This is a genomic window from Mesorhizobium sp. P2_C5_2, assembly GCF_056404535.1.
Genome location: NZ_JBFUDV010000002.1, coordinates 792,494 through 808,624, shown reverse-complemented (window position 1 = coordinate 808,624; position 16,131 = coordinate 792,494). Strand labels below are relative to the sequence as shown.

At 64.1% G+C, this 16,131-nt stretch carries 12 protein-coding genes; 2 read left to right on the top strand and 10 right to left on the bottom strand.

The genetic code is table 11. The features are described from left to right. Positions 1-64 precede the first annotated feature (64 nt). Entirely contained in the window at positions 65-1,720 is a 1,656-nt protein-coding gene (locus AC1D1B_RS10840) for an ABC transporter substrate-binding protein (protein WP_477331896.1), read from the bottom strand. A gap of 114 nt (positions 1,721-1,834) precedes the next feature. Between AC1D1B_RS10840 and AC1D1B_RS10835 the strand changes: the two genes are divergently transcribed. Continuing rightward, a complete protein-coding gene (locus tag AC1D1B_RS10835) occupies positions 1,835-2,743 on the top strand; it encodes a LysR family transcriptional regulator (protein ID WP_477331895.1) in 909 nt (302 codons plus the stop codon). 106 nt (positions 2,744-2,849) lie between these two features. Here AC1D1B_RS10835 and AC1D1B_RS10830 read toward each other — a convergent pair whose 3' ends face one another. The 9 genes from AC1D1B_RS10830 to AC1D1B_RS10790 all read right to left on the bottom strand — a co-directional run bounded on the left by AC1D1B_RS10830 (position 2,850) and on the right by AC1D1B_RS10790 (position 15,071). After that, positions 2,850-4,889 carry a dipeptide ABC transporter ATP-binding protein gene (locus AC1D1B_RS10830; RefSeq protein ID WP_477331893.1) on the bottom strand — a complete coding sequence of 680 codons (2,040 nt, stop codon included), beginning with the start codon at positions 4,887-4,889 and terminating at the stop codon, positions 2,850-2,852. Then, entirely contained in the window at positions 4,882-5,757 is an 876-nt protein-coding gene (locus tag AC1D1B_RS10825) for an ABC transporter permease (protein ID WP_477331891.1), read from the bottom strand. Before AC1D1B_RS10825 ends, AC1D1B_RS10830 begins: the two co-directional genes overlap by 8 nt. Continuing rightward, complete coding sequence (locus AC1D1B_RS10820; RefSeq protein ID WP_455860121.1) at positions 5,754-6,707, bottom strand: ABC transporter permease; 954 nt, start codon at positions 6,705-6,707, stop codon at positions 5,754-5,756. The genes AC1D1B_RS10825 and AC1D1B_RS10820 overlap by 4 nt, the downstream gene beginning before the upstream one ends. An 11-nt stretch (positions 6,708-6,718) precedes the next feature. After that, on the bottom strand, positions 6,719-9,061 hold the full coding sequence (locus AC1D1B_RS10815; protein ID WP_477331890.1) for a molybdopterin guanine dinucleotide-containing S/N-oxide reductase: 2,343 nt from the start codon (positions 9,059-9,061) through the stop codon (positions 6,719-6,721). A 134-nt stretch (positions 9,062-9,195) separates the two neighbouring features. After that, a complete protein-coding gene (locus AC1D1B_RS10810; RefSeq protein ID WP_477331888.1) occupies positions 9,196-10,860 on the bottom strand; it encodes an ABC transporter substrate-binding protein in 1,665 nt (554 codons plus the stop codon). Positions 10,861-11,168: 308 nt separating this feature from the next. Beyond that, positions 11,169-12,353, bottom strand: a complete 1,185-nt coding sequence (locus AC1D1B_RS10805; RefSeq protein WP_477331886.1) for a mandelate racemase/muconate lactonizing enzyme family protein — start codon at positions 12,351-12,353, stop codon at positions 11,169-11,171. Between the two features lies 1 nt (position 12,354). Beyond that, entirely contained in the window at positions 12,355-13,458 is a 1,104-nt protein-coding gene (locus AC1D1B_RS10800; protein ID WP_477331884.1) for a mandelate racemase/muconate lactonizing enzyme family protein, read from the bottom strand. 31 nt (positions 13,459-13,489) lie between these two features. After that, on the bottom strand, positions 13,490-14,176 hold the full coding sequence (locus tag AC1D1B_RS10795) for a GntR family transcriptional regulator (RefSeq protein WP_477331882.1): 687 nt from the start codon (positions 14,174-14,176) through the stop codon (positions 13,490-13,492). A 106-nt stretch (positions 14,177-14,282) separates the two neighbouring features. Further along, positions 14,283-15,071 carry a HalD/BesD family halogenase gene (locus tag AC1D1B_RS10790; RefSeq protein WP_477331880.1) on the bottom strand — a complete coding sequence of 263 codons (789 nt, stop codon included), beginning with the start codon at positions 15,069-15,071 and terminating at the stop codon, positions 14,283-14,285. A 100-nt stretch (positions 15,072-15,171) separates the two neighbouring features. On the opposite strand from AC1D1B_RS10790, the gene AC1D1B_RS10785 reads away from it, so the two are divergent. Continuing rightward, positions 15,172-16,092, top strand: coding sequence for a LysR substrate-binding domain-containing protein (locus AC1D1B_RS10785; RefSeq protein ID WP_477331878.1), 921 nt, complete (start codon positions 15,172-15,174; stop codon positions 16,090-16,092). Positions 16,093-16,131: the final 39 nt, after the last annotated feature.

Sequence of the window (16,131 nt, the reverse complement as noted above, 5' to 3'; positions counted from 1 at the left end):
AACCGAAGGTCAACGCAGCAAAACCTGATCGCTTTTGTCATGCGGGCCTTCAGTCCGGGATCCTCTACCCCAAGGATACGCGATCGAGCAGCAGCCCGGCCGCAATCGGCGGCAGGCCGCTGACATTCTTGCGCACCGGCACCAGAAGGTCGGGGAAATAGCTGAAGATGACAGGCGTCTCGTCGAGCAGAAGTTTCTGGATGTCGGAGGCCGCACTGCGCTGCGCGCCGATGTCGAGCGCCTTCAGATAGGAGGTGACCATGCCGTCATAGGCGGTGTTCTTGAAATGCGCCGCGTTCCATGGCCCGTCGCTGACCAGCGGGCTCTTCAGGAAGACGTTGGGCACGCTGCGATGCGCGTAGTCGGTGATGCCGAGCGGGCTGTCCAGCCAGTCCGACTGGCCGAACACCGCCTTGCCGTAATATTTATCCTGGTCCTCGATGTTGAGGGCGATGCGGGCGCCGATCTCCTTGGCAAAATTCTGGAACAGTTGCGCATAACCCGGAATGTCGGAATAGCGCAGCGTCGTCAGCGTGATGTCGAAGCCGCCGCCGAGCCCGGCTGCTTCCATCAACTGCTTGGCCTTGGCGATGTCCTGCACGCGCTGCGGGACCGATTTGTCGGTGGCCGGGAAAGCCGGCGCGAATGGGCTGTCATTGCCGGTCGCCGCCATGCCGCGGCAAAGCCCGTCGACCAGCTTCGAGCGGTCGATGCACAGAGACAGCGCCTGGCGCACGCGCTTGTCGGTGAACGGCGCCATGTCGCAGCGCATGTGCAGCTGGCGGTGCGCGGTCGAGGCGACGCGCAGCACCGTGATATCGGGGCTGTTCAGCACCACCTGGCTGACATCGAGCGGGACGGCGTCGAGCAGGTCGACTTCGCCCGCCTGCAGCGCCAGGATGCGCGGCTGCACGTCGCCGTAGAATTTGAATTCGAGCCGGTCGGGAAGTGCCTTCTCGCCCCAATAGTCGGGGTTGCGGATGAAGGTTGCGCCGACCTTCGGCGTATAGGTCTCCAGCCGGAAGGGCCCGGTACCTTCGAAGGTCTTTTCGTAGTCGCCCTTGTAGCTCGCCGGCAGGATGACAGCGTTGTAATTGTCGATCGACACCGAATAGGGAAAACTGCCGTTGGGCGCATCGAGGTGGAAGGCGACCGTGTGGTCGTCCACCTTCTGGGTGCCGCCTTTCGACAACAGGCCCTTGAACACCGAAAGCGCATTGGAAGCGCCAGCGGGATCGGCCAGCCGGTCGAAGGTGGCAACTACATCGTCCGCCTTGAACTCCTCGCCATTGTGGAATTTGACGCCCTTGCGCAGCTTGAAGGTCCACACGCTGCCGTCTTCGTTCGGCGCCCAGCTTTCGGCCAACACCGGCTTCAGGGTGAGGTCCGGCTGGGTGATGCAGAGAAACTCCGCGGTCTGGAAGACCAGCTGGTAGCTGCCGCTGTCATAATAGGTGACGGGATCGATGGCGCCGCCCGGCGTGGCGATGCCGGCGCGTACTGTGCCGCCCGGCTTGCCTTCGGCGCGCACAGGTTGCGTGCCGTAACCCACCGCCGCGACAAGGCTGCCGAGGAACGGCAGCGACAGGCCGAGCATACTGCCATGCCTGAGGAAATCGCGCCGGCCGATGCGGCCGGCCAGCAATTCGTCGACAGCGGAATTTTCGATGGCGGTTAAAGTCTTGCGGGCGGCATCGATGGTCTGGAAATGCTTCGGCATGGGCGGCATTCCTGTTTTCGCGGGGGCTCCGCCAAATAGTTCACTGTTGACCCCGGCCGGAAAGCGATATTTTTTGATGGCGGCCATCGAAATTTTCGATGGCGGAGCCAAATCATGGACACTGAAAATCTGCGCAGTTTTCTCGAGGTTGCCACCCATGGCAGCTTCACCGTCGCCGCCAGCCGGCTGAACCTCGCCCAGTCCACGGTCAGCGCGCGGATCAGGGGCCTGGAGGAGCAACTGGGCCGCCGGCTTTTCGTGCGTGACCGCGATGGCGTCACGCTTACGCCGGCCGGTCGGCAATTCCTGCCGCACGCCTCCTCGATAACGCGCACCTGGGAACAGTCGCGGCAGGACATCGCAGTTCCCGATGGCTTTGAGACGCTGCTGCGACTGACCGCGCCGGCCTATCTGTGGGACCGCATCACCTCGTCCTGGATTGCCTGGATGCGCGAAAGGCGGCCAAACGTTGCGCTTCGGCTTGAAGGCAGTTTCCCCGACCAGGCGATCGACCAACTGGCGGAAGGCCTGCTCGATATTTGCATCCTCTATCTGCCGCGGCCGCATCCCGGAATCGTCTATGAGACGCTGGCTGTCGATCAGGTCGTGCTTGTCCAGCATGCCGCCCAGACCGGGCCATGGACCGAGAATTACATTTTTATGGACTGGGGGTTGGAGTTCCGCATCGAGCACGACCGTGCCTTTGCCGGCCTGGTCAAGCCGGCCATATCGGCCGGGCTGGTGTTCATCGGCCTGCAGCATGTGCTGTCGCAGCAGGCGGCGGCCTATCTGCCGCTCAGCGCCGTCAGCGGCCACATCGAGCGCGGCGAAATACGCCGCATCGAGGATGCACCGGTTTTCCAGCGGCCGATCTATCTCGCCTATCCCGCCAACCCGGCCTCGTCGGATACGCTCAATGTCGCACTCGACGGATTGCGCGCGCTGGCAAAGGACTGGACTGCGGCTGAAGGCTTTGCCGAAGGCGACCGCGTCTTCAGCATGGCCGATACCTATCGGGGCTAATGCATGTCGCTCAAAAGTGGTCCCGGTTTTGAGAGAACGACATGCACAAAACAAAGAGCTAAAGCGCGTCGCCTGAATCCGTTCAAACACGACGCGCTTTAGCGCCTCAGGCAGGCACTGGCTGCTTCGGCCCCTGCAGCCTTGCCAGCTCCGCATAGGGAATATGGCAGCGGATCGAATGGCCGGGCTGGGCTTCGCTGAGCGGCGGCTCCTTTTCCTCGCAGATCGCGCCGATCTTGCGCGGGCAGCGTGTGTGGAACACGCAGCCCGACGGCGGATTGGTGGCGCTGGGGATTTCGCCGTCGAGGCGAATGCGCGCCGTCTCGGTCTGGTCGAGTTTTGGCACCGCCGACAGCAGCGCTTCCGTATAGGGGTGATGCGGCCCGGAAAAGACGTTCTCGGACGGCCCGAGCTCCATGATGCGGCCGAGATAGAGCACGGCGATCTTGTCGGAGAGGTAACGCACCACGCCAAGGTCGTGCGAGATGAAGATGTAGCTGACATCTTCCTTCGACTGCAGGTCGGCGAGCAGATTGAGGATCGCCGCCTGCACCGAAACGTCGAGCGCCGAGGTCGGCTCGTCGCAGACGACGATGCGCGGCTCGCCGGCAAAGGCGCGCGCAATGGCGACGCGCTGCTTCAGACCGCCCGACAGCTGGCGCGGCTTAACGGCGAGATGCCGGTCGGTAAGCCGCACCGAACGGACGAGTTCTTCGAGGCGGGCCTGCAATGCAGCACCCTTCAGGCCGGCCAGCCGCTTCAACGCCCGGCTGATCAAATGGCGGATCGAATGCGAGCGGTTGAGTGCCGAATCCGGGTTCTGGAAGACGATCTGCATCGCCTTGATCTGGTCGTCGCTGCGGTTCTCCAGCCGGGGCGCCAGCGTCTTGCCTTCGAGCTCGATCGTGCCGCCTTGGTCCGGCGGTACGAGACCGAGCAGCAGCCTGGCGAAGGTCGTCTTGCCGCTGCCGGATTCGCCGACCAGGCCGAGTGTCTCGCCCGGCTTCAGGCTGACCGAGACATCCTTCACCGCACGCAGTGCATGGCCGTGGCTGGCGTAAGTCTTGTTCAGCCCTTCGACGCGCAGCACTGCGGGTGCTTCCTTGCGGGCAGGCGCGGCGACATCGCTTGGCGTGGCGCGGGGCAGCGCCTGCGCCTGCTCGTGATAGTGGCAGCGCGACAGCCGGACACCCCCATGGCCATCGTCAAGCTCATAGAGCGGCGGCAATTCGGTGCGGCAGCGATCCGTCGCGAGCGCGCAACGGTCGGCGAAGGCGCATCCCCTAATGGTGGCGCCGATGCCGGGTAGGAAGCCCGGAATGGTGTCGAGGCGGCCATGGTCCTTGCGCTGGCCGCCGCGCGGCAGGCAGCGCAGCAGCGCCACCGTATAGGGATGGCGCGGATCGGTGAACACGCGATCCGTTGGCCCTTCCTCGACCAGCATGCCGGCATAGAGCACGCCGACCCGGTCGCACATGTTGGAGACGACGGCGAGGTTGTGGCTGATGAACAGGATCGAGGCCGAGAGCTCGCGCCGCAGCTGCGCGATCAGGTCGAGCACTTCGGCTTCCACCGTTGCATCGAGGCCGGTCGTCGGCTCGTCGAGGATCAGCATGGTCGGATCGTTGGCGAGCGCCATGGCGATCGCCACGCGCTGCTGCATGCCGCCCGACAGCTGGTGCGGGTAGCGCTGCATGACGCTCTTCGGATCGGAAATACGCACCCGGTTCAGCATCGCGATGGCGCGGTCTTCGGCCGCTTGTCCCGACACGCCACCAAGCTCGAAGATTTCGGTCAACTGGCGGCCGATGCGCAGCGACGGGTTCAGCGCCTTGCCCGGGTCCTGATAGACCATCGACACGCTGTCGGCGCGGGCCCGCCTGAGCGCCTCGGCGTCGAGCTTCATGACATCCTGGCCGTCGAGCGAAATCGCCCCGCCGGTGATCGAGCCGTTGCGCGGGAGATAACGCACCACGGTGAGCGCGACCGTGGATTTGCCGCAGCCGGATTCGCCAACCAGGCCGTAGGCTTCGCCCTGGCCGATGGTGAGGCTGAGATTGCGCAGCACCGCCCGGTTGCGCCCGTTGACGCGGTAGGCGACGGAGAGGTCGTGGAGTTCGAGCGCGTTTGCGGCTTTCTCAGTCATTGAGCGCCCCCTGAACGCCGTCGGCCACCAAATTGACGCCGATCACCAGCGAGGCGATGGCGAGCGCATCGAACAACACCGTCCACCAGAAGCCGCCGCCGATCATGCCGTAATTCGAGGAGATCGACAGGCCCCAGTCGGGCGAGGGTGGCTGGATGCCGAAGCCCATGAAGGAGAGCGTGGCGACGGCAAAGATCGCATAGCCGAGCCGCACCGTGGTCTCGACCAGGATCGGCGGAATGACGTTGGGCAGGATTTCGACGAACATCGTATGCAGCGCGCTTTCATGCCGGAGCTGGGCAGCAGCGACATAGTCGAGCTCGCGTTCGGCCAGCACGGCCGAGCGCACGGTGCGTGCGATGATCGGTGCGAAGCTCAGGCCGATGACGACGATGACGGTAGCCTTCGACGTGCCGAGCGCGACGATTGCCAGCAAGGCGACAATGACCACGGGGATGGCCATGAAGGCTTCGAGGATGCGGCTGACGATGTCGTCGACAATGCCGCGGAAATAGCCGGTGAAGAGGCCGAGCGCGGTGCCGGCCACCGTCGCCAGCAACGTCGCCAGCGGAGCGACGGTCAGGATGTCGCGCGAACCGACAATGACGCGCGAGAAGACGTCGCGGCCGATCTGGTCGGTGCCGAACCAGTGCTCGCGCGAGGGCGGCGCCAGCGCGTTGATGATGTCGTCGGCTAGCGGGTCATAGGGTGCGAAATGCTCGCCGAACAAGGCGCAGGCGACCCAGAACAGCACGATGCCGAGGCCGACGAGAAAAGTCGGCGACCGCAGCAGCGAGAAGAACACTTCGGCCCAGGGGCCGCGCCGGGCGGCGGTGTCGGGCGTCGGTATGGTTTCGGTGGCGCTCATTGGTCTGTCCCCAGGCGGATGCGTGGATTGAGCACGGAATAGAGAAAGTCGGCGGCAAGGGTGGCCACCGCATAGACGATGCCAATGGTCAGGATGCCGGCCTCGAGGATCGGGAAATCCTTGCCGCGCGCGGCGGTGAAGATCAGCGAGCCGATGCCCTGGTAGCGAAACAGCGTCTCGATGACGACGAGGCCGCCGATGAGATAGCCGGTCTGCGTAGCAATGACGGTGATGGTCGGCAGCAGCGCGTTGCGCAGCACATGGCGCCAGATCACTGTGCGCCACGGCAGGCCCTTGAGCACGGCCGTCCTTGTATAGTCGGAATCCAGCGCCTCGATCATGCCGGAACGCGCCATGCGGGCGATGTAGCCGAACAGCACCAGGAACAGCGGCAGCGACGGCAGGATCAGGTAGTAGAGCTGGGTGAAGAAGCCGGCGTCCTTCGGCCATGCCGCCGAGATCGGCAGCCAGCGCAGCCAGACGCCAAAGATCAGGATCAGGATGATGCCGGTGACGAATTCCGGCAGCACCGTCACCGACAGGCCGCCGAGGCTGATAATGCGGTCGAGCGGCCGGTTGAGGTTGAGCGCCGCAATCACCCCGCCGAGGATACCGATCGGCACCACCAGCACGAAGGCGACCGCCGCCAGCTTCATCGAATTGACGAGCGCATCGAGCACGAAAGGCGCCACCGGCGAACGGAAGATGTAGGACGTGCCCATGTCGCCCTGGATGAAATTCCAGATCCAGCTGCCATACTGGGTCAGCAGCGGACGATCGACGCCGAGCGTGTGGTTCAGCGCATCGACGGCGCGCTGGTCGGCGAACGGCCCCAAAATGGCGCGCCCGACATTTCCGGGCAGCACCTGGCCGCCCAGAAACACCATGATCGAGAGCAGGAACAGGGTGACGAGCGACAGCGAGACACGCCGGGCGAGGAAGGAGAGAATGGCATCGACTCCTATGAAAGGCCGGCCATGCCGGGGACGTCGGACAAATTCAGTATGACAGGCGGCTCGAACGCCGTCACCGGCGGAACGGCGCCTGCAAATCGCGACACCTGAACCAGCGTCGAATTACAGGTCGGCGACTGGGCAAGGCGCGACGTGCCCCGGTCCGCCGTCAGCACATTCGGGTTGCCGTGCTTTTCCAGGCTGGGCGATTGCCCGGGTTCGACGGGGTCGAACCATGCGCCGGTCGGCAGTTGCACGACGCCGGGGATCACCCCGTCGGTCAGGATTGCCCCGGCCAGGCACGATCCGCGATCGTTGAAGACGAGGACGACCATTCCGTCCAGGATGCCGCGCGCCGCAGCATCGGCCGGGTTCATCTGCAGCGGTGCGCGGCCGGACACCTTGCCGGCGCGGCTGACCGATCCATGATCGTACTGGCTGTGCAACTTGTCGGCTGGCTGCGGCGACAACAGATGCAGCGGAAATTGGCCGGCAAGGTCGCTGCCTAGCCACTCCCACGGCTCCCGCCACACGGCATGGCCCGGACAGTCGTCATAGCCGAAGGAATCGATCGTCGCGGAGAACAGTTCGATACGGCCTGACGGGGTCGCCAGCCGGTGCTGCTGCGGATCGGCACGGAACGAGCCAAGGAACGTCTGCGACGTAACCTTGCGGGCAAGCTCGGCGTGGCCGTCATGCCAGAAACGGTCGAATGGCGGCATCTCGACCCCGGCCGCGCCCGCATTGTCCCTTGCCTGGTCGTAAAGCAGGCGAATCCATTCGTCGGCCTCGCGCCCTTCAGTGAAGGCTTCGCTTGTGCCAAGCCGCGCCGACAGGTCGTGGAAGATACGATAGTCGTCGCGTGCCTCCCCGACCGGATCGATCGCCTGTTTCATGGCGACCACGTGGTTTTCGCGGTTCGAGAAGGCGAGGTCATTGCGCTCCAGCGGTGTGGTGACCGGCAGCACGATGTCGGCATGGCGCGCCGTCGCCGTCCAGAAGGGCTCGTGAACGATGACCGTCTCCGGCCGCTGCCACGCCTCGACGAGACGGTTCAGATCCTGATGGTGGTGGAATGGATTGCCGCCGGCCCAGTAGACTAGCCTGACATCGGGATAGGATAGCGCAGCGCCGTTGAATTCGAAGGCATCGCCTGGGTCGAGCAGCATGTCGGCGACGCGCGCGACGGGGATGAAGTGCGATATCGCGTTCTCGCCTTGCGGTAAGGACGGCCACCGAAATCCCATCTCCGGTCTTCCAGCGCCATTTGTTGATGAATAACCGAAGCCAAATCCGCCGCCGGGCAATCCGATCTGGCCGAGCAGAGCGGCAAGCGTGATCGCCGCCCAGTAGGGCTGCTCGCCATGGTCGGCACGCTGCAGCGACCAGCTGACCATCAGCATGGTGCGCTTGGTTGCCATCTCCCTGGCCAGCGCGATGATTTTTTCCGCTGTCATGCCGCTCAGCGCCGCCGCCCAGGCCGGATCCTTCGGCTGGCCGTCGCTTTCGCCCATGACATAGGCCCGCACGACCTCGAAGCCGGTGCAGTAGCGCGCCAGGAAGGCTTCGTCGTGACGGCCCTCGCTGATCAGCACATGGCACAGCGCCAGCATGACGGCGGTGTCACTGTTCGGCCGCAGCCGCAGCCATTCGGTCTCCACGCCGCGCGGCGCGTCGTCGCGCACGGGCGAGACATTGATGAGCCGAGCGCCGTTGGCGACGGCCTTTTGCAAGGCTGCCGAGGCTTCGTGGCGTGCCGCGCCGCCGCCCTGGATCTGCGCATTGCGCCAAGGCAGCCCGCCAAAGGCGACGATGAGCTGGCTGTGCTGCTCGATCCCGTCCCAGGTGGAATGATTGCCGGTCAGGCCGTCGGTCCCACCGAGCACATGCGGCAGGATGATCTCGCCCGCGCCGTAGGAGTAGCTGAGGACCGAGTTGGTGTAGCCGCCGATTGTGTTGAGGAAGCGGTGGACCTGGCTTTGGGCATGGTGGAACCGCCCGGCGCTCGCCCATCCGTAGGAGCCGGCGTAGATCCCGGCGTTGCCATGCGCGGTGCGGACCCGGTCAAGCTCGGCGGCGACGATGTCGAGCGCCTTCTCCCAGGGCACCTCGACAAAGGCTTCGCCGCCCCGCCGGCCGCGGACTGCCGATCTGTCCCCTTCGAGCCAGCCGCGCCTGATGGCGGGTCGCGCGACGCGCATGTTTCCCTGCGCGGCGCCGAGCAAGGACTGGCCGATCGGCGACGGATCGCGATCGCCGCTCCACGGTTCGACACCGACGAGCCTGCCGTTCTCGATCCTGACCTCGTATGTCCCCCAATGCATGGTAGTGAGCAGGGTTCTGGACTCCATTGGACACGTCGATGTGGGATCATTCACGATGGCCCAAGCCGGGCAAGGCGCGCCATGCTCCCTGTCCCGGCTGGTCATCAGGTGCCAGCCCCTGGCTTGGGGCTGGCGGTTGCGGGATCAGCTCTTCCTCGCGTTCAGGCCTTCGATGCCTTTTCGAGGAACAGCTGCGACATCGCTGTCGGCTGCACCCCGGTCACGCCTTTCGCCGTCGCCGTCAGATAGTCGTAGAAATAGCCGAAGATCACCGGCGTTTCCTCGAGCAGCAGCTTCTGGATCTTGCCGGCGTCGGCCTTCTGCGCCTCGAGATCGAGGGCGGCGATGTAGCTGGTCGCCAGCGCGTCATAGTCCTTGTTCTTGAAGTGCGCTGCGTTCCAGGTGCCCTCGCTCTTCAGCGGCGCGGCCAGGAAAACGTTCGGCACGCCGCGGTGGCCGTAATCGGTGATGCCCATCACCGAATCCAGCCAGTTCGATTTGCCGAACACCGCATCGCCATAATAGGCGCCTTGATCGAGGATGTTGAGCTCGAGCTCGATACCGATCTCCTTGACCGCATTCTGGATAAGCTGGGCGTATTCAGGGATTTCCAGATAGCGCTCGGTGGTCAGCGTCACCTTGAAGCCCTTGCCGGCGCCTGCCGCTTCCATCAACTGTTTGGCCTGTGCGATATCCTGCTTGCGCTGCGGCACGGTCGGGTCGGTCGAGGGATAGACGGAGGCAAACGGGCTGTCGTTGCCGACAACGGCGCGGCCCTTCATCAGTCCGGCGACCAGCTTGTCACGATCAAGGCTGAGCGCGATGGCGCGGCGCACGCGCGGATCCTTGAAGGGATCGGCATCGCACTGCAGATGCAGCTGCTGGTGGGCGACCGATTTCAGGCTGATGATGTCTATGTTCGGATCGCTGAGCAGGCCGACGCCGGCCAAAACTGGCAGCTGGTTGATGATGTCGACCTGGCCGCCCTGCAGAGCCAGGATCATTGGCTGCGTGTCGGCGAAGAAGGTGAATTCGGTGCGCTCCGGCAGTGCCTTCGGTCCCCAATAGTCCTCGTTGCGGACGAAGGAGGCGCCGACTTTCGCCGTGTATTTTTCGATCTTGAACGGGCCGGTGCCGTCGAAGCTCTTTTCGTAGTCGCCCTTGTAGCTGGCTGGCACGATGACGGCGTTGTAATTGTCCGACGACAGCATGTAGGGGAAGTTGCCGTTCGGTGCGTCAAGGTGGAATTCGACCGTATAGTCGTCGACCTTCTTCGAGGCGCCTTTCTGCAGGATGCCGTTGAAGACCGACAGCGCGTTGGAGGAATTCGCCGGATCGGCGAGGCGGTCGATGCTGGCCACCACGTCGTCGGCCTTCATCTCGCCGCCCGAGTGGAATTTCACGCCCTTGCGCAGCGTGAAGGTCCACACCGTGCCGTCGGCGTTCGGCTTCCAGCTTTCAGCCAGCGCCGGCTGCAGCACCAGATCGGGGCCGTCGACGCAGAGGAATTCGGCCACCTGTTGCAGGACAACAAGGCCGCCGGCATCGGCAATGGTCACCGGGTCGATCGCCGCGGCCGGCACGCTGCTGGCGACGCGAATGGTGGCGCCCGGCGCACCTTGAGCGCGGGCGAGCGAAGGCATGCCGCCGAAGCCGGCCGCTGTGGTGATGCCACCGAGCAGCGGCAGCGACAGGCCGAGCAGGCTGCCGTGGCGAATGAACTCGCGGCGGCTGACGCGGCCGTCGACGAGCCCGTCGATCAGGTGGTTTTCGAGCGGCGTGCGCTGGCGCCGGATGAGGTCGAGAAGGCGGTAATTCTTGATCATGGGTTCTACCCTTTCCCCTGCATTTTTGTAGTTGGTTGGTGTGTTTATGGTTGACGAAATTCCGTGGAGTTCTCCTTATCCCGGCCGTCAACGATGTCTCTCGACCGGGACTGTACCATGCGATTTTCCGCGGTCCATCCGGTCCATAATGAGGAGGGGCCGGATTTTGCGAGGCATCTGCTTTTACCCGTTCGTCCCGCGCGCCTGTGATCGTTGTCACAACTGCGGGCTTCTCTTGTTGTATCCGTCTCTTGTCGGCTTGTGTGATCACTCCTCGTTGTCTTGACGCAATTCCAGACCGAAAACAGTCAGTTCAACGGCAGCCGGCGATAGGTGCCGGGCTTTTCCGGATCGTGATATTTGTTGCACGGCCCGTTCTCGACGAAGTCGCGATGGCAGGCGGCAAGCCTGTCCTGCGACAGCGTGACGCCGAGGCCGTGGCCCTCGGGCACCGGCACGACATTATTCCGAGGCGAAAACGGACCTTCCTCGATAATGTCCATCGGCTGCATGCGAAACAGCGACTGGTTGGGCTCCCTGATCCAGCCGAGCGCGGCGCACAGATGCAGGTAGCAGGCGCTGCCGACGCCGGTGTCGCCGCTGTAGCACCAGTAGTCGATGCCGGCATGCTCGCAGGCGCCGACGAAGCGCTGCATGCGGCCAATGCCGCCATGTGCCGTCGGGTTGCCGACAAAGGCGTCCGGCACCTTCAGCTCCATGGCGCGGGCAACGTCGATATTGTGGGTCGAGAACGGGATCGAGGTATGACGGCGCAACTCGCGCATCTCCTCGATGCTCGCCACCGGATCCTCCCAGTTGCGCACGCCTAGCTCCTCCAGCGGTCGCGCCAGCCGTCTGGCGGTGGCCAGCGAATAGGCCTGGTTGGAATCGATCCGGATCATCGCATCGTCGCCGAGCTTTTTGCGGATCAGCTCGACCATCTTCAGCGAGATTTTCGGATCATGCGTCGAGAATTTGCCTTCGAAGAAGGTGGTGCCGAAGCGCTCATGGAGTTCGACGCAATAGTCGGCGACCTCTTCGGGCGTGTTCTCGCCCTTCACGTCAGCGCCGTCGCCGCGCAGTGAAAAATAGTCGGTGAAGGGGATGTCCTTACGCACGGCGCCGCCGAGCAGCTGGTAGAGCGGCTGCTTCCATGCCTTGCCGCGCAGGTCCCACAGCGCCACCTCGATGGCGCCGAAGGCCATGATGCGGGTGCGGTCGTTGATCGACTGCACGCTGCTCCAAAAGGGCAGGCAGACTTCCTCGGCGCCGGCAATGTCGAAAGCGTCGCGGCCGACAAGCCGTGGCGCCAGCACATCGTTGACGACGGCCGCGGCGGCCGGCGTCGGTGCCTCGCCGATACCGACCAGCCCGTCCTCGGCCTCGACCTCGACGATGGTCGGCGAGAAACCGTCGAGTTCGCCGAAGACCCAGACGTAAGGCGCTTCGAGCCTGTAGTTGATCGGCGTTGCCTTGATGCGGCGGATCTTCATCTCAGCCGATCTCGAAGAACGGTTTGCCAAGCAGGCTCGGGTCTACATCGATGCCGAGGCCGGGTCCGTCGGGAATGCCCATATGGCTGCCGGTGACCGGTGGAGCGTTGGAGGCCGTGCGCACCGTCACCCATTCGTGGAAGGCGATCGCATGCAGCCGGCGTTCCGCCGGCGTCGACAGCGACAGATGCGCCATCGCCGCCGTATCGATCTCGGCGCCGCCTGTATCCTCGACCGTGATCATGAAACCGAGATCGACGGCGACGTCGCGAATTTGCCGCGTTCGGCTCACGCCACCCAGCCGCGAGATCTTCAGCGTCAGCCCGTCGGCCGCGCCTAGGCGATGGATTTCCAGCATTGCCTCGAGCGATATGACGCTCTCATCGAGCACCATCGGCTTGTCGAGCATGCGGCGCACCGACATGTTCTCCTCGATCGTCGTGCAGGGCTGCTCGAACGTGTAATCGATGCTGCGCGTCGCGTCGGCGAACTGGCGTGCCTGATAGGGCGTCCAGCCGGCATTGGCGTCGCAGAAAATGACCGTGCCCTTCGGCACAGCCGAGGCGACTGCGCTCACCCGCTCGATGTCGTCATGCACATTGCCGCCGACCTTGACCTGCAGCCGGCGACAGCCCTCGGCGATGATCCGTTTGGCCAATGCCGCCATTTGGTCGAGCGTGCCATGGGTGACGACGCGGTAGGTCTCCGCCATATCGCTCTCGCGGCCGCCGAGCATCGTCACCAGCGGCACCTCGGCCGCTCGGGCGGCCAGGTCCCAGCACGCCATGTCGAGCGCCGACTTGATATAGGGATGGCCCTTGAACACCGTGTCCATCAGCCGGCCGATGCCGGCGAGGCCACGCGGGTCCTGGCCGATCAAATGCGGCGCGATTTCCACCACGCCCGCGCGCGTGCCGGCCGGAAAAGCGGCCGAATAGAAATTGCCGAGCGGCGCCATCTCGCCCCATCCGGTCACGCCACTGTCGGAGGTGATGGCGATGATCACCGCGTCGAAGCAGTCGGCGACCCGCCCCTTGGACATGCGGTAGGGCCCGTCCACGAAGGGCTGCACGACACGATAGGCCTTGATGGATTTGATCTGCACTTTGTCTGTCCGTTGTCTGTGATGGTGAGGGTCAGGAGCCCACGCGTTTTTCGAGGCCGCGCGTATAAGCAAGCAGCTCTTCGAAATCGAGGTCGATGTGCTCGCGCGCATGGCGCTGGGCGGCGCGCATATCGGTGCCCTTCAGGAGCCGCACATAGGTCTCGTGGACATCTTCCGCCGGCACCGGCTCGTTGCGGGCCCGCTGGTGCAGGGCAAAGTACATTTGCAGCCGGCTGGTCAGCCGCTGCCAGGTTTCCAGAAGCACCGAATTGTCGGCCCATTCATAAATCAGCCCGTGCAATTGCAGCGCGGTCTCGATCTGGCGGGTGGTGTCGAGCGCGCGGGTCGCCTGTTTCACCGCTTCGTGACGGCTCTCGAGCTCGTGGAAGAAGCGCTGGTCGCGCAATTTCCAGGTCCGCTCGATGGCGAACTCATCGAGCACCTTGTTCAGCGAATAGGCGTCGTCGATGTCCTTGGCGGTGACATCGATGACGAAAGTGCCGGCATAGGGAATGCTGGTGAGGATGCCTTCCTGCACCAGCTCGCGCATAGCCTCGCGCAACGGCGCGCGGCTGACCCGCATCTGTTCGGCGATCCTGAGCTCATTGAGCTTCTGGCCGGGTTCCAGCTGGCCGGTCAGGATCGCGCGCCTCAACAGCGCGACGATCTCGGCCCGCCGTGTCGTATCCGCGATCGGACTGAAATCCAGCTTGGCCATTCCGTCACTCCAGTGAGAGCCGGAAACAAGACAAGCAGATTGTCGACAATCCTACAAGAGCCCATTTCTGGATTCTTGTAGCCGCAGCCGTGTTAGCCTTTCGTCCTCATGCAGCGCGGCCGTAGAAGCCGACGCGCTCCTCCGCGCTGAACATCACGCCCGGTTTCTCATAGTAGGAAAACACCGTGATCATCCGCTCGCGCTCGCCCTGGACCGTGGTGACGCGATGCGCGGTGTTCTTGCCGCGAAAGACGTTCAGCGTGCCCGGCTTCAGGCGCAGGATTTTTGCCTCGGGATCGCCCCCCTCGAGCAGTTTTGCGACGCCGTCATAGTTGGGGTTGTCGTCCGACCGCAGATTGGTTCGGTACTCAAAATCGCCGCCGCGTTCCGGCGCCTGCAGCAAGAGCGTAGTGGTGAATTCGGAACGGTCGAAATGCCAGTTCAGCGCTTCGCCGGCGCGATACGCCATGACATTGGTGCGCGCCAGCGGATCCTGCATGACATGCAGCCTGCTCTTGCCCATTGCCGCCGCCAGGAAGCGCAGCAGCGGCTCATATTCATAGATGGCAAGCACGGTGCTGCCGGGAATCTGGTCGGCACAGACCGTGTGGCTGATGGTCTCGACCTTGCGGAGCGCCGGATGATCAGGTGCAAGCTCCGGAATCTCCGGCTTGAAGTAAATGTTGTGCATGCGCTTGTGCACATGCGAGCCCGCCGCCATCACTGGCTGGATTTCGCCGACCGCCTTCTCGGCGACGCCCGGGCGCAAAAAACCTTCGAGGTTGAACATGCCGTCGGCTTCGAGTGCGGCGACGGAGGCGTTCACCAGCCGCTGCCATTCAGGGCTGCCTTCGCGGTCGAGCGGGTAGCGGTCGAGGTCGAGAATGTCTTTCATCGTCAAATGCTCCAGTTTCGAAAGCAGAAGACGACAAAAAAATCTTTCTCTCAACGCGGAAAATTATTAGGGTTGCCCAAGAAAAAATTGAGGAAGCGATATGGAGAAGCTCCCACCTCTGAACGCCGTGCGGGCTTTCGAGGTCGCCGCGCGCGCCGGCTCCTTCACGCTCGCCGCCACTGAACTTGGCGTCTCCTCCGCCGCGGTCAGCCAGCAGATACGCAATCTCGAAAGCTGGTTCGGCAAGCAGCTCTTCGTGCGCACCGGCAATCGCATCACGCTGACCGATGCCGGCCATGCCATCTATCCGCAGACGGCCCGCGCGCTTGGCGACATAGCGGCGGTCGGCCGGCGCATGCTGGAGGGTGGCGTGCGGCCCCGTTTGGTCGTCAGCGTGCCGTTCTCGCTGGCCGAATTGTGGCTGGCGCCCCGGCTGGCCGAACTGCTCGACGGCTTCCCGCAAATGGCCATCGATATCCGCGTCGAGGACGATCCCGTCGATGTCGTGCGCCAGAACATCGACCTCCGCATCTCCTATGGCGACTATCACTATCCGGCGCTCAGGATGGTGCGGCTCGTGCATGATGAGGTGCTGCCGGTCGCGTCGCCCGATTTCCTGAAGCGCCACGGCAACCAAGGCTCCATCCTGGCGGATATGCATGAAAGCCAGTTCATCCACACCAACTGGGGGCCGAACTATGCCTCGCATCCAAGCTGGGCGGACTGGTTCGCCGCGGAAGGCGGTACTCGCGCGCCGGATCCCTCGCACGGCCGCCGCGTTGGCCTCTCCAGCCTGGCGATATCGGCGGCCCGGCTGGGACTGGGGGTCGCGCTTGGCCAGCGGACGATGGCAAGCGCCGATCTCGAAGCCGGCCGCCTGATCGCGCTCTCGTCGACCTCCGTCCGGCTTGGACAGCCCTATTGCGCCTTCATGCTGCCGGCGAAGGCCGAGCGCGCCGACATTGCCGGGCTCGTCACGCTGCTCGCGGCCATTCCAGGAAAAGTACGCAGCGCTTCATAGAAAACGGCGCCCTCGGCGTGGGAGCCGAGGGCGCCACAG

Bases quoted from the DNA above. Each gene is read 5' to 3' on its own strand.
- AC1D1B_RS10795 (WP_477331882.1), bottom strand. From the start codon at position 14,176: ATGGCCAAGCTGGATTTCAGTCCGATCGCGGATACGACACGGCGGGCC.
- AC1D1B_RS10805 (WP_477331886.1), bottom strand. From the start codon at position 12,353: ATGAAGATCCGCCGCATCAAGGCAACGCCGATCAACTACAGGCTCGAA.
- AC1D1B_RS10825 (WP_477331891.1), bottom strand. From the start codon at position 5,757: ATGAGCGCCACCGAAACCATACCGACGCCCGACACCGCCGCCCGGCGC.
- AC1D1B_RS10810 (WP_477331888.1), bottom strand. From the start codon at position 10,860: ATGATCAAGAATTACCGCCTTCTCGACCTCATCCGGCGCCAGCGCACG.
- AC1D1B_RS10785 (WP_477331878.1), top strand. From the start codon at position 15,172: ATGGAGAAGCTCCCACCTCTGAACGCCGTGCGGGCTTTCGAGGTCGCC.
- AC1D1B_RS10815 (WP_477331890.1), bottom strand. From the start codon at position 9,061: ATGGAGTCCAGAACCCTGCTCACTACCATGCATTGGGGGACATACGAG.
- AC1D1B_RS10790 (WP_477331880.1), bottom strand. From the start codon at position 15,071: ATGAAAGACATTCTCGACCTCGACCGCTACCCGCTCGACCGCGAAGGC.
- AC1D1B_RS10840 (WP_477331896.1), bottom strand. From the start codon at position 1,720: ATGCCGAAGCATTTCCAGACCATCGATGCCGCCCGCAAGACTTTAACC.
- AC1D1B_RS10830 (WP_477331893.1), bottom strand. From the start codon at position 4,889: ATGACTGAGAAAGCCGCAAACGCGCTCGAACTCCACGACCTCTCCGTC.
- AC1D1B_RS10835 (WP_477331895.1), top strand. From the start codon at position 1,835: ATGGACACTGAAAATCTGCGCAGTTTTCTCGAGGTTGCCACCCATGGC.